We start from the raw sequence: 23,757 nt of genomic DNA, 5'->3' as shown, positions 1-23,757 counted from the left end.
TTCGGCAGGCCCGATCTGCCCTGACGGGGCACAACAAGGGAAAGGCCGGCCCGGCGTCAACGACGCCGGGCCGGCCTTTCCGGTGGTTCCTGGTCAGTCCGTGCCGAACTCCATCGCGGCGCGGTCCAGCATCTCCTCGTCGTCGGACACCTCGCCGCGGGAGGCGATCGCCTCGGCGCCGCCCTCCTGCAGGGTGCCGATCAGCCCGGTCGCGGCCGCCTGGGCGGCACCGATCGCAGGGTGGTCGGTGCCGATCAGGCCGAGGCCGGCGTACTGCTCCAGCTTGGCGCGCGAGTCGGCGATGTCGAGGTTGCGCATGGTGAGCTGGCCGATCCGGTCCACCGGGCCGAACGCCGAGTCCTCGGTGCGCTCCATGGACAGCTTGTCCGGGTGGTAGCTGAACGCCGGACCCGTGGTGTCGAGGATCGAGTAGTCCTCACCGCGCCGCAGCCGCAGCGTCACCTCGCCCGTGACGGCCGTGCCGACCCAGCGCTGCAGCGACTCGCGCACCATCAGCGCCTGCGGGTCCAGCCAGCGGCCCTCGTACATCAGCCGGCCGAGGCGCCGTCCCTCGTTGTGGTACTGGGCGACGGTGTCCTCGTTGTGGATCGCGTTGACCAGGCGCTCGTACGCCGCGTGCAGCAGGGCCATGCCCGGCGCCTCGTAGATGCCGCGGCTCTTGGCCTCGATGATCCGGTTCTCGATCTGGTCCGACATGCCCATGCCGTGCCGGCCGCCGATGGCGTTGGCCTCCATCACCAGGTCGACGGGGGAGGCGAACTGCTTGCCGTTGATCGTCACCGGGCGGCCCTGGTCGAAGCCGATCGTCACGTCCTCGGCGGCGATCTCGACCGAGGGGTCCCAGAACCGGACGCCCATGATCGGCTCGACGGTCTCCACGCCGGTGTCGAGGTGCTCCAGCGTCTTGGCCTCGTGGGTGGCACCCCAGATGTTGGCGTCGGTGGAGTACGCCTTCTCCGTGCTGTCGCGGTAGGGCAGGTCGTGGGCGAGCAGCCACTCCGACATTTCCTTGCGGCCGCCGAGCTCGGTCACGAAGTCCGCGTCCAGCCAGGGCTTGTAGATCCGCAGGTGCGGGTTGGCGAGCAGGCCGTACCGGTAGAACCGCTCGATGTCGTTGCCCTTGAAGGTCGAGCCGTCGCCCCAGATCTGTACGTCGTCCTCGAGCATCGCCCGGACCAGGAGGGTGCCCGTGACGGCGCGGCCGAGCGGCGTGGTGTTGAAGTAGGAACGCCCGCCCGAGCGGATGTGGAACGCCCCGCAGGTGAGCGCCGCCAGACCCTCCTCGACCAGTGCCGCGCGGCAGTCGACCAGGCGCGCGATCTCGGCACCGTAGGTCTTCGCGCGGCCGGGCACCGAGGCGATGTCGGGCTCGTCGTACTGGCCGATGTCGGCCGTGTAGGTGCAGGGGATGGCGCCCTTGTCGCGCATCCACGCGACCGCGACCGAAGTGTCGAGGCCGCCCGAGAAGGCGATGCCGACGCGTTCGCCGGCGGGGAGGGAGGTGAGGACCTTGGACATGGAAAGAGTATGCACCATCTCGCATATCCATGCAACGTCGCTCGTCACTGGCCGATGCGCACGACCATGAGCGCGATGTCGTCGTCGGCGGCCGCCGGAACGAGGTGGGTGATCAGCGAGTCGCACACATGGTCCAGCTGACTCTGACGATCGGCGAGCAGCCTCATCAGCTCGGCCAGCCGCTCGTCGAGGTCGTGTCCGCGGGCTTCGATCAGTCCGTCGGTGTAGAGCACGAGCACGCCGCCGGCGGGCACGTCGAACTCGGTGGGGGTGAAGGGGACGCCCCCGACCCCCAGGGGGACCCCGGGCGGGGTGTCCACGAGCCGGACCGTTCCGTCGGGCAGTGCGAGTACGGGCGGCGGATGTCCGGCCCGGGTGACGGTGCAGTGTCCCGTGGCCGGATCGCAGACGACGTACAGGAGCGTGGCCAGCATCGGCTCGGCGAGGTCGCAGAGGGCGGCTTCCAGCTGGTGCAGCAGCCGGACGGGCGAGAGGTCCAGGCGTGCCAGGGCCCGTACGGAGGCGGACAGCCGGCCCATGACCGCGCCCGCGGCGATGCCGTGCCCCATGACGTCGCCGATGATCAGGCCCGCCCTGCCGCCCGTCAGGGGCAGGACGTCGTACCAGTCCCCGCCGACCTCGTTGACGTCACTCGCGGGCAGGTAGCGGTGACTGACCTCGATGCCGGGGGGCGGGGAGATGTGCTGGGGGAGCATGCTGCGCTGGAGGATCACCGCGGTCTCGTGCTCACGGTGGTAGAGCCGCGCGTTGTCCATGCTGAGTGCGGCGCGTGCGGCGAGTTCGGCGGCGAGGGTGACGTCCTCGGAGCCGAAGGGTTCGCTCGGGCGGGTGCGGTAGAAGGTGGCGACGCCGAGCACCGAATCCCGCGCCACGAGGGGGGCCATGAGGAACGAGTGCACACCCATGGCGAGCAGTTCCGCGGGTTTGGCCGAATGCGGGGCGGCGGGGGCCACGGCCCGTTCGTCGAGGCGGGCGATCAGGAAGGGCTGCCGGCCCGCGAGGGCCTGGGTGTAGGGGGCGGCCGCGGGAAAGACGAGCTTCCCGCCGAGGCGGGCGAGGACCTCGGTCACCCTGGATCCGGCCAGCGGAGCCTTGCCCAGCCTCCGCAGGACGACCCCGCCGGCCAGCCCCGTGCCGGGCTCGTCACCGCGGGCGAGGGCGTCCAGGATGTCCACGGTGGCGGTGTCGGCGAGGCGCGGCACGGCCAGGTCGGCGAGTGCCTGCGCGGTGCGCTCCAGATCCAGGCTGGACCCGACGCGCATGCTGGCCTCGTTGAGCAGGGCGAGCCTGCGCCGGCCAGCTTCGGCTTCCTCGTGGTCGCGCTGCTGCTCGGTGATGTCGACGAGCGAGGCGATGACACCGATCGGCATGCCGGCGGGATCCTCCACCCGCACGTAGGAGCACGACCACACCCGGTCGCGGTCGGATGCGGTCGGTGTCCGGCCGACGCGGCGGCGATCCAGAACCGGCTCCCCGGTCTCCATCACCTGCCGCATCGCCTCCTCCATCTCCAGGGCGTTCACCTCAGGGAGGATCTCGGCCAGGCGACGGCCCACGTGCACCGATTCGGGCAGCCCGTTCATCGCTTCGAGTGCGGCGTTGACCTGCAGGAACCGCAGCTGCGTGTCGAGGATGGCGATGCCGACGGGTGAGCGGGCGAACAGGCCGTCCCATACCGCCGACGACCCCCGGATGCGGCGTGCCGCGTGGGCATCGGCGGCGAAGACCAGCACCGTGGCCGCCTCGTGCCGGCGGTCGGACACCGGAGAGGCCCAGATCTCCAGCTCCAGCGGGTGCCCGTCGCGGTGCCAGGCGGTCACCGTGCCCATGACGCCCCGACCGGAGGCGGCGGCCTCCCAGAGTGAGCGCCCGAGGCTGCGATCGGCTCCTGGGTGAACGAGCTCGGCGATGTTGTGCCCCAGCATTTGCGGTGGGGTGTAGCCCAGCAGCTCCTGCGCGACCTGGTTCCAACGCACGATCGTCCCGTCGGCGCTGGTGGCCACCAGTGCGACCGGCAGCGAGCCCAGCCAGCCGCCGGCGGCCTGTGCGGCGCCGCTGATCAGCTCGTCGACCGGGATGTGCTCGTTCATGTGGCACCTGCACCCTACGCCGTGCCGCCCTGGCCCTACCTGCGGGGATCCGCGTCTCCACGAGTCCATCGTCTGCCGTCCGGCGCGGCGGCGCCTCCCGGCCGTATTCGGCGACGCCGCTTCGCCGGAGGTACCGGACGCCGGAAGCCGACGCGATACGGAAGCCGCCGGGCGCGGAGGGTGTGCCCACGGGTCCGGGGCGGCACCCCTGACGATCGGTCAAGTGCGCTCGCTACGCCTGCTCAGCGAAGTGGTCGAGGAGCTTTTGCTGGAGGTCCTGGAGCACCCGGGTGTGCTGTTTGAGCATCGCAAGGCGCTTCACCGCCGTGTCCGCGTACTGCGCGTCCCCCTCGACGTCACTCGATGCCGCGGCGATCAGATATCCGCTCAGCGCGTCCATGGCCGACACCGCGTCGGAATCATGACCTCGTCGAACCAGGTACCGGTCCGAGGGAGTGTCGTCGCTGGCAACGACGTTCGCGACCACCGACGGCTGCCAATCCTCCGCGTTGTTGAGCGAGTGATGCGTGTCGAACCGCACGGTGACCGTCGCGCCCGCGGGAATTTCCACGTCGTATCGGCCCTCGTCGTTGGTGAAGACGTGGTCGATGGCCGTCAGATCACCGCGATAGACGCTGACCTTGATCATGAGGATCGGATCTTTGTCATGGAGTGATCGCACATGTCCGAACATCGGAGTCTCCTCCCGCCCCTGACACCCCCAACCAGTCTGTCCGAGCCCTACCGATGCCGCCAGTTGCGGCCATTGTGGGTCGCCACCGCCCCGGTGGCGGCCCGACGCCGGCTCGCCTGACGCCGTACGGCCCTTGGGGTGCGATGCGGCGGTGGCCGCCGACCAGGGGCGAAGGCGGCGCTAGAAGGCTGATGAAGATCTTGTTGTGGGGCTGTCCGGCCGTAGGCCGGGTGGCCCCTGGGTCTATGTGGTGGCGGGGGTGAGGGCCCAGGTGGTGCCGGTGTGGGTGAGTCCGAGGTTGATGAGGCGGCGGAGGTTTAGGGCGGCTGCCCGATTGTGGAGCCAGGTGTTGTTCTTGAGGACGCCGCGGTAGGGGACGCGGCGGTTGCCTCTGGCGACGAGCCAGGCGATGGCGCGTTCGACGGGTGGTCGCCAGCGGCGGTATTCGTCCTGCCATTCCTGGCTGGTGGCGGCCTGGTCCCGGGCGGCTTTGAGGAGGTCGTACTGGGGATGGACACTGAAGACGCGTCCGGTCTTGGACCTGGTGCAGCGGTCGCGCAAAGGGCAATCGAGGCAGAGCTTCTTGAACTGGGCCTGGCGGTTGCCTCCTGCGAGGGGGCGGCCGAGGGGCTTGGTGTGGCCGGCCGGGCAGGTGACGGTCCCGGCCTGGGTATCGGCCTGGAAATCGTCCGTGCTGAATCCGCCGGGGACTGCCTGCCGCAGTGGCGGCGGCTTGATCACCAGGGTGTGGCCGTCGGCTTCGAGGCTCTGGCGGAGGTCGCCGGTGCCGTAGGCCGTGTCGCCGAGGACGGTCAGTTCCTGGTCCTCCTCGGCGAGGAGGTCTGGGGCGACGGCGGCCTCGTGGTTGTCGGCTCCGCTGCCGGCGGTGAGAGCGACCTCGGTGAACAGTCCCGCCTCGGGCTCGAACACGGCATGCGCACGGAAGCCCTCCTGATGGCGGGTTCGGTTCTTGTGGATGTGCCGGGCCTCGGGATCAATCGTGGACACCACGCGGTCGGGTGCGGTCCCCCGGGTGATGCGCCAGCGTCCGTCACGGCCGTCGGACTCCTGGGCCGGTTCGACGTCCTGGCCTGCGACCAGGGCCAGCAGGCCGGCCGCGTTCGCGGCCTTCTCGCCGAGTTCTTGTTCGGGCAGGTGGCCCAGCAGCCGCAGCGCGTCACCAACGAGGGCGTCCACCAGATCCGCCCTGGCCTGCTGGTCGTTCCAGGCGATCCTCGGTTTGCCCGGGTCGCCGTAGTCGTGGGCGGTGCACTGCACGGCCGCGACAGGTCCGGCGCCGGGGACCTCACGGATCACTGCCCGCACGGCGGAAATCAGCTGGGTGACGGTGTCCTGGGTGGCCACCGCATCGTCGAGGACGGTGGAGTCCAGTGCCCGCCGGTGCTTTCCCTTCAGCACGCCGGTGGCCTTCACGACCTCGCGCACCGCCTCGAAGACCCGGTTCGGGCGGGCCGAGCGGGCCAGGCGGCGGCGGAAGTAGGCCAGCAGCGAAGGATCGAACGCCATATCGTGCAAGCCGAGCCCACACGCGGCCTTCCACCGCAGGTCACAGCGTAATTCCTGGACCGTCTCGAAGTCCGACATCCCATGCAGGGCCTGCAAAGTGATCGCCGCGGCCAGAACCTGCGGAGGCATTGACGGACGGCCGTTCGCCGACGGATACATGTCCTCGAACATCACCGCGGGAAATAGCTGCCCACGGTGCTCGGCCAGGAACGCGAACACGCTCCCGACCGGGATTAACTCCCGGCACGTAGCCCACACATCCGGCCCGACCGTCTCCCCGACCCACTCCCCTTGAACCACGAAAACGAGTCTGCCCCGCCGCTCCCGCGGCGGGGCCAGAACCCAACATTTTCATCAGCCTTCTAGAGCGGCACCCCCTCCCCCGCCGGGAAGGCGCCCCCGTGGCCCGGGACGATCACGTCGGCCGCCGCCACGACACGGAGGCGGGAGGTGCGCAGGTCGTCCCGGTCCGGGGCCACCGGGTCTTCGGCCGGGCCGTCCGGGCGCCACCAGAGGTCACCGGCGAAGGCGACCACGCCGTCGGCGGTGCCGGCGAGGAGGGTGATGTCCTCGGGGCTGTGGCCCGGAGTGCGGATCAGACGCAGGGACTCGGTGAGCTGATGGCCCTCGGCGTCCCGGTCGGTCCACTGGTCGTTCCGGTACTCCGCCTTGTGGTCGTGGACCCACGCTTCGGGGAACAGGCCCACGTTCATGGTGTTGTCGGGGTGGTGGTGGCTGAGCACGACATCGGTGATGTCGTCCGGTCCCAGGCCCAGTTCCGCGAGCGGGCCGAGGATGCGGTCACGGTGGGCCACCATGCCCGGGTCCACGATCACGTGCCGGTCGCGGTCGGACACGTACGAGACGGTGGCGGCGACCCCCGGTCCGGTGGAGGTGGTGTAGCCGGTGGTCAGGACGGTGTACACGGCGCTGCGGCCGAGGGGCTTGTCTGTCATGGCTCTAGCTTCGCGCCACGGCCGACGGGCCACGAGTGGCTCTTCTGCCGATGATCGCAGGTTTCGTGCCATGCCCCTCTGCCACGCGCCACGCCGCCGCCCTCGGCTACGGCATCAGGCGAGCGGCACCGACCCGGTGAAGATGGATGACGATGTCGTACGACTGCCCGAGTGCGATGTCGGCCTCCGGCCCGTAGGGCCCCGGATAGGCCCCGCCGATACTCCTGGCGGGACGGGCCGTGGCCAGCCAGGTACGGGCCGCGGGCGGGGCGGTGCGCAGGTCCAGTACGTAGTCGCGGTGGCGCACCTTGTCCAGCGTGTGCTCGTTGCTGCCGGGTTTCGCGGGCCCCACGGCGAAGCCCTTCAGCTGCCCGTCGTCTCCGACGGCGTTGAACGAGCCCTGGTCGAAGGTGGAGCCGATGCTCAGGTAGTTCTTGCCCAACTTGTCGCGCAGATGGCTCCCTTGCACCTCGGGATAGTGCTCCGGGTCGTGGGTCCGCAGGGCGACGTGCCCGTTGTGGGCCGCCAGCACCACCTTGTTCCCGGTGTGCCTCTGCCACCAGTCCACGTTGTCCGCCATGATCGCGTCCCGGTAGCTCATGGCCTGGGCGCCCTGCTGCTGGTCGTCGAAGTCGAAGGCGTATCCCCTGGCCGTCTGGTCGATGGCGGTGGCGTGCTGTACCGCCCAGTCGTACGCCTCGGTGTCGGTCCCCGCGCCGGGCCCCTGCCGCTTGAGCAGTTCCAGGGCGCGCCCGGTCCTGTCGGCGATCTCCTTGCGTTCGGCGAGCGGCCGCCCGGGATATTCCTTCATGTGGGCTTCGGGGGTGGTCGCGGGCCGCAGGCCGCGGTACAGCTCGGTGAAGCGTGCCATCAGTGCCGGGTGGGCCTGGGCCACGTAACCGGTGACCTTGTCGTAGAGCTCCGGACCGGCGTACCCGAAGTCGTCGCCCATGAACTGCACCGGGTCGTGAGGATGCCGGAGGTTGTAACCGCGCATCCAGCGCAGCAGGTTCAGGTATTCGGCACTGTTCCAGAAGACGTAGCTGCTCTGGAACTCCGCGCGCATGATCAGCTCCGGATCGCCCTCGCCGCGCAGCACGTAGTCGTTGAGCCGCAGTCCGGTGCTCCAGCTCCCCTCCAGGGCGAAGGTGCGGAAGCCCTTCTCCTCGACGAGGTAGCGGAAGACCCGGTGCTTCATGGTGAGGAATTCGTGCGAACTGTGGGTGGCCTCGCCCAGACCCACCACCCGGGCGTCCTTCACCATGCGGCCGACCGGGCGCAGATCGGCCAGGTCCGCCTGGGGGTCGGTGGTGCGCAGAGCGTGCGCGTCGCGTTCCAGGGCAGGCACCGGCGGCTGTGCCGAGGCGACGGGCGCGGCGGCGACCAGCCCACCGAGGGAGAGGAGCAGTACGGCCAGGTTTGCCTTGTTTCGTTTCATGATCCGAGACTTCCCGCCGAGCGGGACGGCCGCCATGGGCCCAGCCCCAGTCCGGAACTGGAGCTGTCCCCACCGCCCCTGCGGCAGTTGGCTGCCGGGGCGGCCGCGGAGGCGCGGCGGGTGAGGCCCGCCCCGTGCGCCGTACCGCCCGGGTACGGCGCACGGGGGTGGGCCGGGCTACTTCGGGGTGACCCAGACCTGGCGCTTGTTGGTGTTCGCCGTGTAGAGCTGGACCACGGTGCCGTTGGCGGTCGCGCCGCCGGTCACGTCGAGGACCTTGCCGGACGCCACGTGGACGATCTGGCCCTTGGCGTTGACGGACCAGCGCTGCGCCGCGGAGCCGTTGCAGTCGTAGAGGCTGATCTTGTTGCCGTTGGTGCTCGCGTTGCGCGCGTTGTCCAGGCACTTGCCGAACGCGCGGAACGTACCGTCCTTGCCGAGGATCCACGACTGCGCCGCGGAGCCGTTGCACGTGTAGAGCTGGATCTGCGTGCCGTTGGCCGCCTTTCCGCCCTTGACGTCGAGGCACTTGCCGCCGAGTCCGCTCACCTTGCCCTGCGGGGACAGCGCGGCGCCGGCACCGGCGGCGAGGAGGCGCAGGCCTTGCACGTCGAACTGCTGGACGTAGGTGCCCGCGCGCTTGTCCTGGTAGGCGTACGTGGGTGAGCACATGACCGGGAACTGGCCGGAGTCGGTGCCCTTGACGCAGTCGCTCTTGGTCAGGCTGCGGTTGGCGTGCGTCAGGCCCAGCGTGTGCCCGAGTTCGTGGCTGACGTGGTTGCGCATGTACGTCTCGCCCATGGCGGCCGTCGGCTTGCCGGCCGAGGTGAAGAACTCGTCGTCGATGTAGGCGTGTCCGCTGGTCACGGTGTCGGCCAGCGAGGACGCGGTGAAGCCGCAGCTGAGGTTCGCGCTGCCCGATCCGTCGCGGACCACCTTCCAGCCGGTACTGCCCATGCTGCCTTCCCCTGCGGGCGGGAGGCACGGGCGGTGCAGGACCCCGATGACCACTTCGCCCCTGGGCCTGACGTAGTCCCAGCCGACCGGCCTGGTGTCGACGGAGACCGGCAGGTTCGTGATCCGCCGCAGGTCCGCGGCGGATGCCTGTACGTACGGGGCCAGCCAGTCGGCGGACTTCTGGTCGTAGAACTTGATCGTGTAGCCGGTCTGCAGCCACTTGGTCGCGCCGCTCAGCTTCCACCCTTCACCCTGGGGCGGTGCGGGCGCGGCGGCCGCGGCCGACCTCGCCGCGGGCCGGGCTGCCTGTGCGCTGAGCGACATGACGCCGTCCTTGAAGGCCGTGGTGTCGCTGACCTGGGTGGCGGAGTCCTCCGCGTGCGAGTCGGGTGCCTCCGTGTGGGCGTCGGGTGCCTCCGCGGCCGGCGGCGCCGACTCGGAACGCGCCGCCTCAGGCGCGGTGCTCTCCGTGGTCCCGGTGTCCTCGGTGCCGAACGCGCTGGAGGGGAGTTGCAGACTTCCCACGATCGCCGCCGCGGCCGCCGCGGCGACGATGGATATCCGGTGCTTGCCTGTCAATCGCAAGTGCTCGTTGCCCTCTCATCGAGAATCTCTTCCCGCCTGCCCGCGCTGGCACGGGCGGCGGAAATCGGATCGATGATAGGCCAGCGCGCCAAAGGCCCACGCAGCCAGCCGAGTTGGCGGCCACGCGGGCCTCACCCCCTGTCAGGCGGGCCCGCTTCCGAGGCCGTGGCGTCCGGCTCCGGAAGCGAACCGGGCTGCCCCGGTCACGGCTTCGGCGGCGAGCGGGACGGTGCCGTGCCCGAATTCGATGGCAAGGGCGGTGCTCTCGTCGAGGCCTTCCTGTTCGAGGACCGACATGCGGTCGTGGCGCATGCAGGTCTGCGGGAACTGCGCCAGCTGCGCGGCGAGTTCCTGGGCCTTCTCCAACGCCTCTCCGGCGGGGACCACGCGGTTGGCGAGGCCGATGTGCAGGGCCTCGGCGGCATCGACCGCCCGGCCGGTGAGGATCATGTCCATCGCCCTGCTCGTGCCGATCAGGCGGGGCAGCCGTACGGTTCCGCCGTCGATCAGCGGTACACCCCAACGGCGGCAGAACACCCCGAACACCGCGCTTTCGTCGGCCACCCGGAGGTCGGCCCAGAGCGCCAGTTCCAGGCCGCCGGCAACCGCGTGTCCGCTGACGGCGGCGATGACCGGCTTGGAGAGCCGCATCCGGGAGACGCCCATGGGTCCGTCGCCGTCCGCGGCGACCCGGTTGCCCCTTCCGTCACTGATGGCCTTCAGGTCAGCACCGGCGCAGAAGGTCCCTCCCTCACCGTGGAGGACGGCCACGGCCGCTTCCGGGTCGGCGTCGAAGGCGCGGAACGCCTCGGCCAGCGCCGTCGCGGTGGTCCGGTCCACCGCGTTGCGGACGTGCGGCCGGTTCAGGCTGATCGTCGTCACCGCCCCCTGACGACTGACGCGTACGGGCTCGGAGGTCGTGCCGTGCGGTTCGTCGGTCGCACCGCCGGTCTTGGCCGTATTCATGACCGGCAGCCTAAGCGGCCTCGAGGAGCCCGGGGAGTTCGCCCATGTCGTGGAAGACCGTGGTGTCGGGTCCCTCAAGCCGCTCCGCGGGGGTCAGCCCGCCCGCGTAGCCGAAGGCGCGCATTCCGGCAGCGCGTGCGGCCTGTACTCCCGGGCGGCTGTCCTCGACCACCACGCAGGCAGCGGGGTCGACGCCCATCTGCCGGGCGGCGTACAGGAAGAGGTCCGGGGCCGGCTTGCCCTGCGAGACCTCCGTGGCGCTGTAGATGCGGCCGGCGAAGCGTTCGTAGAGACCGGTCCGCCCGAGGGTGTGGCGCATCTTGTCGTGCGAACCGCTGGAAGCGACGCAGGTGGGCAGGGTGATCGCGTCGAGTGCCCCGGGCAGCCCCTCCACGGGCGACAACTCCGCGTCGACCGCCTCCCGGTGGAGTTCCGTGAACCGCTCCGTCCAGGTCACGGCTGCTTCCCGACCGAGCCGGGCGGCCACCTGCTCGGCGACGGACGCGTTGGAACGGCCGATGAACCGGTCGATGACCTCGTCCTCGGTGATGGGCCAGCCGAGTTCCGCTCCCAAGGCCACCTGGACGCGCGCGGCGATGCGCTCGCTGTCCACGAGCACTCCGTCGCAGTCGAATATCACCAGCTCTATGGGCTTGATCATCCCCGCAGCGTAGGCGGTTCCGTGCGGAGCGCACCACCGAGGTGCCTCAGAGCGGGCGCGGGACGGTCGCCGTGTCCCAGAGGCCGCTCAAGTGCGCGTGCAGGACGTCCTGGGCCTCCTGCGGGGTGAGGTGACCGATGAGGACGTGCGCGGTGAGGCCGTCCGCGAGCGCGAGGACGGCGCGGGCCTCCCGTCGCGCGTCGAGGGGGACGGCGCGTACCGCGCCCTCGCAGGCTTCGGAGATGAGACTGGTGAACGCTTCCTGCAGGGCCGCGTAGTTCGCCTTCAGCGTCTCGGCGAGCGCCCTGCTCACGGCGGCCTGCGCGACGAAGGCGAGCCAGACCCTGGCCTCGGCACGGTGCTCCTCCCCGAGCAGTGCGATCTCGGTGGCCGCGTGGCCCAGGGCTGAGGCTGCCGACTGGGCCGGGCTCCTGACGAGGCGGGCCTGTACGCGCTCGCCGATCCGTTCGCCGATGGACCCGAGAGCGAAGACGAGCATCTCTTCCTTGGTGCGGAAGCACCGCTGGACGGCGCCCATCGACACCTGTGCGCGGGCGGCGACGTCGCGCAGGGTCACGCCCTCCAGCCCGCGTTCGTCGGCGAGACGGCAGACGGCCTCGGCGATCAGCCGGCGTCGGCCCTCGTGGTCCACCTGCCTGGGCATGCCCGGTCGTCTCCCTGTTCCACCGCGGACTGTCGTGCGGCCACTCTATTCGATGCGAGCGCATCGGATCCCGGGCTATTGTTTCCGTTGTTCCGATGCGAGCGCATCGGAACAGTCGAGTGGGGAGCGTACGAGTCATGCAAGAGGGGTTGTGGCAGAGGCCGGCCGCCGCGCAGGCGGAGGCCGTCCGCAGCGGAGAGGTATCGGCGGCGGAACTGGTGGAGAGCCACCTGGAGCGCATCGCCGCGGTCAACCCGCGGGTGAACGCGGTCACACAGCTCCTGGCGGAGCGGGCGCGCGAGGCGGCGGCGGACACCGACCGCAGGCGGGCCGCCGGTGAGGTGCTGGGGCCGCTCGCGGGCGTGCCGTTCACGGTGAAGGAGACCACCGCGGTCGAAGGCGCGGCGACCACGTTCGGCGTGGCGCGCTTCCGCGATCTGGTCGCGACGGCGGACGCGCCCCCGGTGGCCCGGCTGCGCGCCGCCGGGGCCATCGTGATCGGGCACAGCAACGTACCCACCCTGATCCTGGCCGGGATGCACACGCGCAGCGAGCTGTTCGGCGACACGGCCAACCCGTGGGACCCGGCCCGGACGCCGGGCGGCAGCAGCGGGGGCGACGCGGTGGCCGTCGCCACGGGCATGGCGGCGCTCGGCCTCGGCAACGACTCCGGTGGCTCGATCCGCGTCCCGGCCCAGTTCTGCGGAGTGGCGGGGCTGAAGCCGACCACCGGGCGGTTCCCCGCCGACCACCGCGTCCTCGGCCCGGACGACCCCGGCCCGGCGTCCCAGATGCTGGTCACCGACGGCCCGTTGGCCCGGACCGTGGGCGATCTGAGGCTGGCGTACGAGGTGCTGGCGGGGACCGATCCGCGCGACCCGCGGGCCGTACCGGTGCCGGCGTACGGCGAACCCCTCCGCGGCCCGGTGAAGGTCGCGGTCGTGGCCGACCCGGGTGGGCACGGCGTCCATCCCACGGTGCGCGCGGCCGTCGAAGCCGCGGCCGGGGCACTGAGTGCCGCCGGATACGACGTGCGGGAGGTGGCGGACGTACCGAGGCTGGACGAGGCGCTGGACGCCTACGGCCGGATCACGGTGACCGAGTTCGCCCCGACCTGGCCGGCGGTGCGCGGGCTGCTCGGCGAAGGCGGGGACCGCTACATCGGGATGGCGATGGAGCGGACCCCGCCCGCGAGCGCGGACGAGCTGGTGAAGCTGATGGGAACCTGGATGAGCATCCGCCGCTCGTGGGCCGAATTCCTGCACGAGTACCCGCTCCTGCTCGGCCCGTCCTTCACCGAGCCACCGGTGGAGCCGGGGCTGGAGTCGCGGGACAGGGCGGGGCGGGACCGGGTCGCTTCGGGAATGCGGCTGTGCACGGCGACCAGTTTCGCGGGCGTGCCCGCCGTGGCCGTGCCGACGGGTCCGGCCGACGGGCTCCCCTGCGGAGTGCAGATCGTCGGACGCGCCTTCCGGGAGGACCTGTGCCTGGACGCGGCCCAGGCGGTCGAGGACCGGCTGGGAGTCCTCACACCGATCGACCCGCGGGGGGCCGGTCCGGCGGATTGAGCCCGCCGGTCACGCCCCGCGTCAGGCGCCGTCCCGGCTCTCCGTCGGCACGTCGTCGAACGCCGCCAGGGCTCCCCTCAGCGTGCCGATCGTCTCGGACGCCAGCTCGCGCAGGAACGCGGGACACACCCACGCGTCCAGCGGCTCGTCCTCGCCGGGCCCGTCGCCCCCTTCGCCGTCCTCGCCGTCCTCGCCGTCCTCGTCCCACCCGTCATACTCGGCGATCTCGGCACGGCCGCCCGGGCTGCGCAGCAGGTAGCCGACCTGGCTCGCGTAGTCCGGGTCGCCGGTATCGGGATGCTCACCGGGGCCGTGGGCGCACGGACCGTCCTCCAGCAGCGCGACGGCGGCCTCGACCCCCTTGACCATCGAGGCCGGTACCGAGCGGTCGGTGATCCTCTCCGACGCCGCGTACCAGCAGGTCGCGTTCATGGTCACGAGGTAGCCCGCGAGCACTCCGCGGGTCGGCCGGGCAGGAAGGCAGGCGGCCTCGTCGATCAGCACGTCGTGCGGATCGCAGTACGGGTAGTCGTTCACGATCCCCGACAGGGTGCTGATGGAACTCTGGTGGTCCGCCGGCGCGCCCACGGGGATCCGGCGGACGGTGAGCGGCGCGATCACGTCCACGGCGAGGCGCGCCCAGCCCGCCACGTTGCCCGGGCACAGCACCTTGCCGGCGTCGACGTCGGCGTCCTGTCCCGGGAGTTCGCCGGTCAGCAGCCCGTTGTCACCCAGCCAGATCTCGTCCTCGATCCAGTCCATCTCCGACTCGTACGGGTGGTCTTCGTGCGAGCAGGCCCGGCGACCCAGCTCCTTGACCGCGGCGCGCAGGGCGTCGAGGGCGGCGCGCTCGGCCTCCCGCACCGGACGCCGGGCGAGGTGGCCCGACATCGCCAACAGCCCGGACACCCACACGTGGGCCTGTTCCCCGCCCGGGTCGGCGGAGAGCCTGCGGGCGCAGTCCAGGACGAAGGGGTCCGCTTCGTCCGCGGGGGACGTGTCACGGATGCGCTGCCAGGCTTCGGCGAGCTGCTCGACGGTGAGGTCGGTAATGTCAGTCACGACCGACACGACGAAGATCGCTCCCCGCGCGGTTCCCACGCGCCGGGTGCGGACCCGCCCGAAACCCGCACAGCTGATGAAGTGTTCACGTCAACTCCACCCCGGGATGGGGCACCGGCTACGAACCGTGCCGAACCTGGTCACGATCTGTTCCGACGTGAAGGAGCCGCTTCGTGCCCCTCTCCCGCATTCGACGGCCGGGCGTGATCGCCGGCGTCGTCGCCCTCGCGGCGCTCGCCGCGGCCGTGCCCGCGCAGGCCCACACCTCTCGGACCGGGCCCGCCCCGTTGCCGGCGGTCACCGCCCGGGCCGAGACCGCCGCCCTGTACGACGACGAGGCCGGCGGCAACGCGAACGCCGACGACCCGGCGATCTGGCGCAACGCGGCCGACCCCGGCCGCAGCCTCGTCGTGGCCACGGCCAAGGAGGGAGGGCTGCGGGTCTACGACCTCGACGCCCAGCAGATCCAGTCCGTGCCCGCGCCGAGCAGCCCCGCACCCGGCGACGCACCCGGCCGCTTCAACAATGTGGACCTCGTCCACGGGCTGCGGCTTTCGACGGGACGCGCCGACCTGGCCGTGACCAGCGACCGCGGAAACGACCGGCTGCGCTTCTACCGCATCGACCCCGCCCGGCCCGGCGGGCCGCTCACCGACGTCACCGATCCGGCGGTCCGGCCCGTCTTCTCCGCCGACCAGCACGAGGTCAACGAGCAGCGGACGGCCTACGGCCTCGCCACCTGGACCGACCGGGCCACCGGCCGCGCCTACGCACTCGTCAGCCGGCGCAAGACCACCACCGTCGCCCTGCTCGAACTCGTGGCCACCGGCTCCGGCACCGTCGACTACCGCAAGGTCCGCACCCTCGACCTGCCTTCCTCCTTCCGCCTGCCGGACGGCGCTTCCTGGTCCCCGTGCGCGGAACCCGGTGAACTGCCCCAGGTCGAAGGCATGGTGGTCGACCCGGACGACGGCACGCTCTACGCGGGCCAGGAGGACATCGGCATCTGGCGCCTGCGGGCCGACCTCACGGCGGCCCCGCAACTGGTCGACAAGGTCCGCGAGTACGGAAGGCCCGGCACCTACGACGCGGAGACCGAGGAGTGCACTCCGGGGCCCGATCCCGGTTTCGGCGGCCGCCGGCTCGCGGCCGACGTCGAAGGGCTCACCTTGATCACGCAGCCTGACGGCGACGGTTACCTGCTCGCGTCGAGCCAGGGCGACAACACCTTCGCGGCCTACGACCGTGAGAGCGACGAGGGCAACGAGTACGAGGGCGGCTTCCGCGTCACCGCGTCCCGCACCCTGGACGGCTCCGAGGAGTGCGACGGCGCCGCGGCCCTGGGCGCCCCTCTCGGGAGCAAGTACCCGAAGGGCCTCCTCGTCGTCCAGGACGGACACGAGACGCCCCAGGCCGCGGAGCGCACCGCCACCGGCTTCAAGTTCGTGGACCTCGGCAAGGTCCTGGAAGCCCTCGACGACTGACGGACCGGAGCCGATCCCGCCGCGCCGGCACCCTAATCCCCGGGCGGCGCGATCATCCGGCGTACGGACTCCACCATCGCCGCCCGGTGGCGGGCGAGTTGCCCGGGCGCCCAGGCGGTGCCGGTCTCGTCTGCCGCCGGACCGCCCACCGCGCCGAACCACGCCTGGGACATGGCGATCACCAGCGTCAGCACATCGGCGGCGTCCATCCCGGCGTCGATCCGCCCCGCTTCCTGCGCCCGCCGCACGGCCGCGATCTTGCCCCGGTAGGACGCGGCCGTCGTGTCCGTGTTCCCCGGACGCTCCAGCTGCTTCCAGAGCACCAGACGCATCAGCGACGGCCGCTCGACGAGGTGGTCGAAGACGGCGCCCGCGTAGCCGGGCAGGTCGTCGGCGTCGAACGGTACGGACTCCGATCCGACCTCCAGGGCCTGCTGGAGCACGGCGTCGAAGAGCTGCTCCTTGTTGCCGTAGTAGACGTAGATGAGCCGCTTGTTCGCCTGCGCGGCCTCGGCGATGCGGTCGACCCGCGCACCGGCGATGCCGTACGCGGCGAACTCGGAGAAGGCCGCGTCGAGCAGGCGGGCCTTGGTCGCGCTGGAATCCCGTGCCATACCTCACACCCTAGCAAGTAACTATCTGGTTATTGACATCGCCGCAAGGCAGGGTGCAAGCTCTATCTATCCAGTTAGTTACTTACTCGCCAGGGAGACCCCGATGGACATCCGCACACTGGGCAGCCAGGGACTGAAGGTCGGCGCCGAAGGACTCGGGCTGATGGGCATGAGCGCCCACTACGGGGCCACGGACGAGACCGAGTCCCTCGCCACCATCGACCGCGCCCTGGAGCTCGGCGTCACACTGCTCGACACCGCCGAGGGCTACGGCCCGTTCCGCAACGAACGGCTTCTCGGAAAGGCGCTGACCGGCCGCCGCGAATCCGCCGTGGTCGCGACGAAGACCGGCATCGAGTTCACCGACGAAGGAGCCTTCGTCGGCCACAACGCGACCCCCGACTACATCCGGCGCTCGGCCGACCGCTCCCTGCGCCACCTGGGCACCGACCACATCGACCTCTACTACCTGCACCGCATCGACCCGGACGTGCCCGTCGAGGAGAGCGTGGGCGCCCTGGCCGATCTCGTCGCCGCCGGAAAGGTCCGCCACATCGGCCTGTGCGAGGCCGCGCCCGCCACCATCGCCCGCGCCCACGCCGTCCACCCGCTGGCCGCCGTACAGACCGAGTACAGCCTCTTCGAGCGCGGCATCGAGCACGACGGCGTCCTCGACACCCTGCGCGCGCTCGGCATCGGGCTCGTCGCCTACTCCCCGCTCGGCCGGGGGTTCCTCTCCGGCGCCATCACCAGCCCTGACGACTTCGCCGCCGACGACTTCCGCCGCACCGACCCGCGCTTCCAGGGCGAGAACTTCCACCGCAACCTGGCCGTCGTCGAGCAGGTGCGCCGCCTCGCCGCCGAGAAGGGCGTCACGCCTTCGCAGCTCGCCCTGGCATGGACCCTGCACCAGGGCGCGGTGCCCATCCCGGGCACCAAGCGCCGCCGCTACCTGGAGGAGAACATCGCCGCCGCCGCCGTGACGATCAGCGACACGGACCTGGCCGCCATCGACGCCGTGGCCCCGCACGGCGTGGCCTCGGGCGACCGCTACTCCCCCGAGCTGATGAAGTCGCTGAACGGCTGACCGGCCCACGGGACCCGGACCGCGACGCCCGGCGGGCCGCGCGGGTTCAGCGGCCGCCGCGGTGGTCGTAGACCGTGAGGGACAGGGCCTTCACCGCCGCCTGGGCCCGTTCGGCGTCCAGGCCCTGGTCAACGGCTTCCAGGGCCGCGGCCGCCGACACCCTTACGGCCAGGGGCAGGCCGTCGTAGGCGGCGACCCGGTAGGCGACGGTACGGCGGGCATCGCGTTCCGCGTCGGTCACGCCCTCCGCAGTGAGGGGGAAGACCGCGGACTGGTAGGTCGCGATGCTCACGAGGACCGCGTCGGCGATCCCTTCCGCGTACCCGTCGACCCGGGTGACGGCCCGCTCCGGCTGGAAGAACTCCACCACCTGGCGGCGGGAGAGGAACGAACCGATCCCCGCGCCCAGGCCGGCCGCTCCCCCGGCGACCAGAGCCGCCGACCGGCCACCCAGGAGAAGACCGAAACAGGCGCCGCCGACCGCCCCGCACGTCACCAGCACAAAGGTGATCATCAGGTGCAAGCGGGAGGCGATCGTGGACGTCATGACCAGCAGTATGCACAGCGCCCCGGGAGCACGAAGCGGCCGTCGGAGCCGAAGTGGGCCGCGTACGGACGATTTGCCTGATGGCCCCACCGCTGTCGGACCGCTGTACTACCTTTTCCCCGTGGACCAGTTGATCACCGAAGACCCGATCCGCATAGGCCCGTACCGCCTGATCGCCCGGCTGGGCGCCGGCGGTATGGGCCTGGTCTATCTGGGTCGCTCCGAGGGCGGCCGCACCGTGGCCGTCAAGGTCGTGCAGGCCGAGTACGCCGGGCACCCCGAGTTCCGCCGGCGCTTCGCCCGTGAAGTGGCCGCCGCGCGGCGCGTGGGCGGGAGTTGGACGGCGGCCGTGCTCGACGCCGACCCGGACGCCGCCGTGCCCTGGGTGGCGACCCAGTACATTCCGGGGCCCGATCTGCACACCGTGGTGGCCCAGGACTTCGGGCCGTTGCCCGAGCACTCGGTGCACACGCTCGCCAACCGCCTGGCCGTCGCCCTGCAGGCCGTGCACGAGGCGGGCCTGATCCATCGTGACCTCAAGCCGTCCAACGTCCTCGTCACCGTCGACGGGCCCCGGGTCATCGACTTCGGCATCGCCCGGGCGATGGACAGCCTCACCGGGGACAGCCTGCACACCCACACCGGCATGCTGATCGGCTCCCCCGGCTTCATGTCGCCGGAACAAGTCCGCGGTCTCGAACTCACCCCCGCCAGCGATGTCTTCTGCCTGGGCGCCGTCCTGGTCTACGCCGCCACCGGGCGCCTCCTGTTCGGCGCCAAGGACACCGGCCTGAACGCCCACCTCTTCAGGATCGCCGAGGAGGAGGCGGACCTCACCGGCGTACCGGAAACGCTGGTCGACCTCGTACGCGAATGCCTGCACAAGGACCCTGCGAGGCGGCCCACCCCCCAGCAGGTGGCCGCGCGCACGGCGACGGATCAGGCGACGGATCAGGCGACGGAGTGGCTGCCGGGCGCGGTGTTGGCACAACTCGGCCGCCATGCCGCCCAGTTGCTGGACTACGCCCCCGCAACACCCGCTGGATCCCCCACCGAAGCCCCCGCCGAGGCACCCACGGCGCAGCCGGACCCCCGCATCCCGCCCCCGCGGCCTCAGCCCCAGGACCTGGCCCGGGCCCAGCCGCTGCCCCCGCCGCCGCCCGCGTACTCCCCGACGACTTTCGCGCACGGCGGCCCCGGGCAGGGCTTCGGACCGCCCCCGGGCCCCTGGCCCGCGCCCCCGCACCCCCGGCGCTGGTGGGGTCTGCCGGTCATCGCCCTGGCGCAGCTGTTGGTGCTGCTCGACACGGCGACCTTCAACATGGCGGTACCGGCCGTACAGGCCGACCTCGGACTTCCCTCCCACGGTCTGGCCTCGATGTTCAGGGCCTACGCGCTCGCCTTCGGCGGCGTGCTGCTGCTGGGCGGGTACGTCGCCGACCTCGTGGGGCGCAAGCTCGTCTTCGTCATCGGACTGGCCGGATGTGCGGCGGCCTCCGCGCTCGCCGGCTCGGCCGGCGATTCCGGCCTGCTGGTCTGGGCCCGCGGCTTGCAGGGCCTCTCCGGCGCGCTGCTGACGGCGTCCGCGCTGGCCCTGGTGGCCACGGGCTTCACCGACCCGAAGGAACGCGGCAGGGCCTTCGGGATCTACGCCGCGATCACCGGCGGCGGTTCGGCACTCGGGCTGCTCACGGGCGGCTGGCTCATCGAATCCCTGAGCTGGCGGGTGTCCCTGTACGCCTCCGTCCTCCTCGCCGTGATCGCCCTGATCAGCGCGTTCCCCCTGGTCCACGACCGCCTGGGCACTACCGGCGCCCGCTTCGACGGGCTCGGCCTGCTGCTCGGCACCGGTGCGCTCGCCACCCTCACCTACGGCCTCACCGAGGTCGATGCCCTCGGCTGGACGGCCCCTCTGGTCCTCGTCCTGTTCGCGGTGGGCGTCGCCCTGTTCGTGACCTTCCTGTGGTGGCAGACCAGGACGGCGGGCCGGCACCCTTCGCCGTACGGCGTCGCGGGCCGCGACCGCGTCGGCTGCGTCCTCGTCATGCTCCTGGCCGGCGTCGCCGTCCTGGCCTCGTTCCCGTCCATGACCTTCTACCTGCAGAGCGTCCTCGGCTACACCCCGGCCATGACCGGAGTGGCCCTCCTGCCCATGGTCGCCGCGGTCGTCATCGGCTCCACCCAGCTCTCCGCCCGCCTGCAGCACCGCTTCGCACCGCGCGTCCTGATCGCGGCGGGCCTGGTGACCGCGGCTCTGGGGCTGGTGCTCCTGACCGGACTCACGGTCGACGGGGCCAACGTGGTCCAGGTACTGCCCGGCATGCTCCTCATGGGCCTCGGCATCGGCGTGGCCTTCATGCCGGTCCTCGCCGTCGCGACCGCCGTCGCCCCGCAGCACTCCGGCGCCGCCTCGGCGACCGTCACCGTGGCCCAGTACGTGGGCGGGGTGCTCGGCAGCGTGCTGCTCAGCAGCATCGTCGTCACCCGCCTGCGCAACTCGGCATGGCCGTCCGGGCCGGCCGGCGAAGCACTGCTGGGCGGCTACACCACCACCCTCTGGTGGGCGGTCGGCAGCATGCTGCTCGCGGGGCTGCTCGCCGGGCTGCTGGTCACGGCCAAGACGCCCGAGGACGACGTACCGGCGGTGCACCCGGCAGTCCGGTAGGACGTCAGGCGGCCGGTGGCGGGGTGACCTTCAGGATGTGGGGCGCCCGCGTGAGCGGCGTGGGCAGGCGCAGCGGCGTGCGGCCCGGGGTCAGGGAGCCGAGGACCCGGGGGCCTGCCGCGCCCGTGCACTGCGCCGCCGTGCCAGGCAGGCCGTGCAGGGTGAGGTAGCCCAGCACGGCGAAGGCGTACGCCTCCTTGGCGGCGCTGGGCAGCCCGACCGCGTCCGAGGTGCGCAGCCGTACCGCGGCGCCGAGTTCCTGCCCGAGTGCGGCCATCAGGACGGGGTTGCGGGTGCCGCCGCCGGAGGCGAGCACCTCGGTGACTCCGTACGGGCGCAGGGCGTCGGCGACGGTGCGGGCGGTGAGCCGGGTGAGGGTGGCCAGGACATCGGGGGCCGGGAGCGGGCCGACCGCGTCCAGGGCCGTACGCAGGTAGCCGGAGTGGAACAGCTCCCGGCCGGTGGTCTTGGGCGCGGGCAGGCCGTAATAGGGCTCGGCGAGCAGGTGGTCGAGCAGCGGCCGGTGGACGGTGCCGCGGGCCGCCAGGCGGCCGTCGGTGTCCCGGTCGAGGCGCCCGGCGGTGAAGTGGCGGGCCGCGGCGTCGAGTAGGGCGTTGCCGGGCCCGGAGTCGAAGGCGGCCGGGGTGCCGTCCGGGGCGAGCACGGTGGCGTTGGCGATGCCCCCGACGTTCAGCGCGGCCGGTACGCCGCGGTGCCCGCGCAGCAGCATGCGGTCGATCAGGCCGATCAGCGGCGCGCCCTGTCCGCCGGCGGCGACGTCGCGGGTCCGGAAGCCGGAGACGACGGGGAGTCCGGTCGACTCCGCGATCCACGCGGGTTCGCCCAGCTGAAGGGTGCCGTGCACGAGGCCGCCGTCCGCCCAGTGGAAGACGGTCTGGCCGTGCGAGGCGATCAGATCCGCCCGGCCCGCGCAGAGTTCGCGATCGGCCCGGGCGGCGAGAGCCGCGAACGACTGCCCGATCCGGGTGTCGAGCCGGCACACGTCGGCGAGGGTGGTGCGGCCGGGCGGGAGCGCTGCCGCCAGCGCGTGGCGCAGCTCCTCGTCGTACGGCTCGCTGACCATGCCGAGCGGGGTGAGGCGCAGCACGGGGCCGTCGCACGTGATGCGGGCGGCCGCGGCGTCGACGGCGTCGCAGGAGGTGCCGGACATCAGGCCGATGACGGTGGTCGACGGCTCGGGCGATGCGGACGGTGCGGGCGGCGCCGTGGGGTGGGTCATCGCAGGGGCCTTCGGTGGTCGTCGGAACGCAGCGTGAGCAGGGCGGGCAGGGACAGCGCGCAGGCGCCCGCCGCGTAGAGGGCCGGAACGTCCGGGTTGCCGGTGTGCCGTACGAGCGCGGTGACGATCAGGCCCGCGCATCCGGAGAAGACGGCGTTGGAGAGCGCGTAGGCCAGGCCCAGTCCCGTGCTGCGGACGCGCGTCGGGAACATCTCGGCGAGCAGGGCGGGGCCCGGACCGGCCAGGAGTCCGATCATCGCGCCGGCCGCCGCCAAGGTCGCGGCTTTGGCCGCGACGGAGGTGCCGGGGTCGCGCAGGAGGTGCAGGACCGGTACGGCTGTCAGGACCACGAGGATGCTGCCGGTGAGCATGACGGCACGTCGGCCGACCCGGTCGCTGAGTGCCCCGGCGGGCAGGATCGCGGCGGCGAACCCGAGGTTGGCGATGACGGTGGCGGCCAGGGCCTGCTGGAAGGTGGTGCCCAGGGTGACCTGGAGGTAGGAGGGCAGTACGACGAGGAAGGTGTAGCCGGCCGCGGACCAGCCCATGATCCGGCCGACGCCGAGGACGACGGCGCGGGCCGTGCCGGCCGCTCCCGGGGCGGCCGCCCGGCCGTGGGCCCGGCCCGGGGTGCCGGCGGACCCGGGCGTCACGTCCCCCGGCCGTCCCCGGCCGACGGGCGCGGCAGCGGCAGCGGCGCCGGGCGTGGCGGTCTGCGGGAGTCGGAGCCGCAGCGACAGTGCCACGGCGCCCAGCGGCAGGGCGAGCAGGAACGGGATGCGCCAGCCCCACGCGTACAGGGCGCTCTCGGAGAGCAGGGTCGCCAGGCCGGCGGCGACGCCCGCCCCCGCGAGGAGCCCGAGCGCGACGGTGCAGGACTGCCAGGCGCCGTGGCGGCCACGACGGCCCGCTGGCGCGTTCTCGGTCAGGAGGCTCACGGCGCCGCCGAACTCGCCCCCGGCGGAAAAGCCCTGGACAGCGCGCAGCAGGGTCAGCAGCCACGGTGCGACCGCGCCGGCGGTGGAGTACGCGGGCAGGAATCCGATCAGGGTGGTGGCGCCGGTCATCAGGGAGACGGCGAGCACGAGCGCGGTCCGGCGGCCCGCCCGGTCCGCGAGCCGCCCGAAGACGAGAGCGCCCAGCGGACGGAAGAAGAAGGCGATGGCGAAGGCGGCGTAGGTCGCGATGAGCGCCTGGGTCCGGTCGCCGCCGTCGGGAGTGAAGAAGCGAGCTGCGATGACGGTGGCGAAGGAGCCGTAGACACCGAACTCGTACCATTCCGCGAAGTTGCCGACGGACCCGGCGACGAGTGCGCGCCGGGCGGAGGGCATACGGACGGGCGCGGACGGGGCCGCGGGCGCGGCGGACACCGCGGGCCGGCTCGGTGGGCGG

The 23,757-nt window shown here is 72.0% G+C and carries 19 protein-coding genes; 4 read left to right on the top strand and 15 right to left on the bottom strand.

Features of this window, described 5'->3' with window-relative positions:
* Positions 1 to 93: 93 nt before the first annotated feature.
* From argG to OG737_RS30930, 10 genes are all read right to left on the bottom strand, one after another.
* Positions 94 to 1,539 (bottom strand): argininosuccinate synthase, encoded by a 1,446-nt coding sequence (gene argG / locus OG737_RS30975; RefSeq protein ID WP_328929503.1) that lies wholly within the window; start codon positions 1,537 to 1,539, stop codon positions 94 to 96.
* A 44-nt stretch (positions 1,540 to 1,583) separates the two neighbouring features.
* On the bottom strand, positions 1,584 to 3,650 hold the full coding sequence (locus OG737_RS30970) for a SpoIIE family protein phosphatase (protein WP_405922247.1): 2,067 nt from the start codon (positions 3,648 to 3,650) through the stop codon (positions 1,584 to 1,586).
* Between the two features lie 232 nt (positions 3,651 to 3,882).
* Positions 3,883 to 4,344 (bottom strand): carboxypeptidase regulatory-like domain-containing protein, encoded by a 462-nt coding sequence (locus tag OG737_RS30965; RefSeq protein WP_405922246.1) that lies wholly within the window; start codon positions 4,342 to 4,344, stop codon positions 3,883 to 3,885.
* 243 nt (positions 4,345 to 4,587) lie between these two features.
* On the bottom strand, positions 4,588 to 6,171 hold the full coding sequence (locus OG737_RS30960; RefSeq protein ID WP_405678978.1) for an IS1182 family transposase: 1,584 nt from the start codon (positions 6,169 to 6,171) through the stop codon (positions 4,588 to 4,590).
* Positions 6,172 to 6,233: 62 nt separating this feature from the next.
* A complete protein-coding gene (locus tag OG737_RS30955; protein ID WP_405922245.1) occupies positions 6,234 to 6,827 on the bottom strand; it encodes an MBL fold metallo-hydrolase in 594 nt (197 codons plus the stop codon).
* A gap of 106 nt (positions 6,828 to 6,933) precedes the next feature.
* A complete protein-coding gene (locus OG737_RS30950; protein WP_405922244.1) occupies positions 6,934 to 8,265 on the bottom strand; it encodes an erythromycin esterase family protein in 1,332 nt (443 codons plus the stop codon).
* A gap of 177 nt (positions 8,266 to 8,442) precedes the next feature.
* Positions 8,443 to 9,801, bottom strand: coding sequence for a ricin-type beta-trefoil lectin domain protein (locus OG737_RS30945; RefSeq protein ID WP_405922243.1), 1,359 nt, complete (start codon positions 9,799 to 9,801; stop codon positions 8,443 to 8,445).
* A gap of 147 nt (positions 9,802 to 9,948) precedes the next feature.
* Positions 9,949 to 10,773 carry a crotonase/enoyl-CoA hydratase family protein gene (locus tag OG737_RS30940; RefSeq protein WP_328929497.1) on the bottom strand — a complete coding sequence of 275 codons (825 nt, stop codon included), beginning with the start codon at positions 10,771 to 10,773 and terminating at the stop codon, positions 9,949 to 9,951.
* 10 nt (positions 10,774 to 10,783) lie between these two features.
* The gene (locus OG737_RS30935; protein ID WP_405922242.1) at positions 10,784 to 11,434 is read right to left on the bottom strand and encodes an HAD family hydrolase; all 651 of its coding nucleotides are present in this window, start codon (positions 11,432 to 11,434) and stop codon (positions 10,784 to 10,786) included.
* Between the two features lie 46 nt (positions 11,435 to 11,480).
* Positions 11,481 to 12,098: a TetR/AcrR family transcriptional regulator gene (locus tag OG737_RS30930; protein ID WP_405922241.1), complete on the bottom strand. Its 618-nt coding sequence runs from the start codon at positions 12,096 to 12,098 to the stop codon at positions 11,481 to 11,483.
* A gap of 137 nt (positions 12,099 to 12,235) precedes the next feature.
* Between OG737_RS30930 and OG737_RS30925 the strand changes: the two genes are divergently transcribed.
* Positions 12,236 to 13,666: an amidase gene (locus OG737_RS30925; protein WP_405922240.1), complete on the top strand. Its 1,431-nt coding sequence runs from the start codon at positions 12,236 to 12,238 to the stop codon at positions 13,664 to 13,666.
* A gap of 21 nt (positions 13,667 to 13,687) precedes the next feature.
* On the opposite strand, the gene OG737_RS30920 is transcribed toward OG737_RS30925, so the two are convergent.
* Complete coding sequence (locus OG737_RS30920) at positions 13,688 to 14,728, bottom strand: hypothetical protein (protein WP_328929493.1); 1,041 nt, start codon at positions 14,726 to 14,728, stop codon at positions 13,688 to 13,690.
* A 173-nt stretch (positions 14,729 to 14,901) separates the two neighbouring features.
* On the opposite strand from OG737_RS30920, the gene OG737_RS30915 reads away from it, so the two are divergent.
* Complete coding sequence (locus OG737_RS30915; RefSeq protein ID WP_405676846.1) at positions 14,902 to 16,212, top strand: phytase; 1,311 nt, start codon at positions 14,902 to 14,904, stop codon at positions 16,210 to 16,212.
* Between the two features lie 32 nt (positions 16,213 to 16,244).
* On the opposite strand, the gene OG737_RS30910 is transcribed toward OG737_RS30915, so the two are convergent.
* Positions 16,245 to 16,826: a TetR family transcriptional regulator gene (locus tag OG737_RS30910; RefSeq protein WP_328929492.1), complete on the bottom strand. Its 582-nt coding sequence runs from the start codon at positions 16,824 to 16,826 to the stop codon at positions 16,245 to 16,247.
* 103 nt (positions 16,827 to 16,929) lie between these two features.
* On the opposite strand from OG737_RS30910, the gene OG737_RS30905 reads away from it, so the two are divergent.
* The gene (locus tag OG737_RS30905; protein WP_328929491.1) at positions 16,930 to 17,913 is read left to right on the top strand and encodes an aldo/keto reductase; all 984 of its coding nucleotides are present in this window, start codon (positions 16,930 to 16,932) and stop codon (positions 17,911 to 17,913) included.
* 46 nt (positions 17,914 to 17,959) lie between these two features.
* On the opposite strand, the gene OG737_RS30900 is transcribed toward OG737_RS30905, so the two are convergent.
* Complete coding sequence (locus OG737_RS30900; protein ID WP_328929490.1) at positions 17,960 to 18,460, bottom strand: hypothetical protein; 501 nt, start codon at positions 18,458 to 18,460, stop codon at positions 17,960 to 17,962.
* Positions 18,461 to 18,581: 121 nt separating this feature from the next.
* On the opposite strand from OG737_RS30900, the gene OG737_RS30895 reads away from it, so the two are divergent.
* Positions 18,582 to 21,125, top strand: a complete 2,544-nt coding sequence (locus OG737_RS30895; protein ID WP_328929489.1) for an MDR family MFS transporter — start codon at positions 18,582 to 18,584, stop codon at positions 21,123 to 21,125.
* Positions 21,126 to 21,129: 4 nt separating this feature from the next.
* On the opposite strand, the gene OG737_RS30890 is transcribed toward OG737_RS30895, so the two are convergent.
* On the bottom strand, positions 21,130 to 22,365 hold the full coding sequence (locus tag OG737_RS30890) for an anhydro-N-acetylmuramic acid kinase (RefSeq protein WP_405922239.1): 1,236 nt from the start codon (positions 22,363 to 22,365) through the stop codon (positions 21,130 to 21,132).
* A complete protein-coding gene (locus OG737_RS30885; protein WP_328930532.1) occupies positions 22,362 to 23,696 on the bottom strand; it encodes an MFS transporter in 1,335 nt (444 codons plus the stop codon). Before OG737_RS30885 ends, OG737_RS30890 begins: the two co-directional genes overlap by 4 nt.
* Between the last annotated feature and the right edge of the window lie 61 nt (positions 23,697 to 23,757).

The sequence above is a fragment of the Streptomyces sp. NBC_00122 genome, assembly GCF_045160845.1.
Taxonomy (GTDB): Bacteria; Actinomycetota; Actinomycetes; order Streptomycetales; family Streptomycetaceae; genus Streptomyces.
Note: the sequence above shows the minus strand (reverse complement) of the source record. Positions and strands in the feature narration are given on the sequence as shown.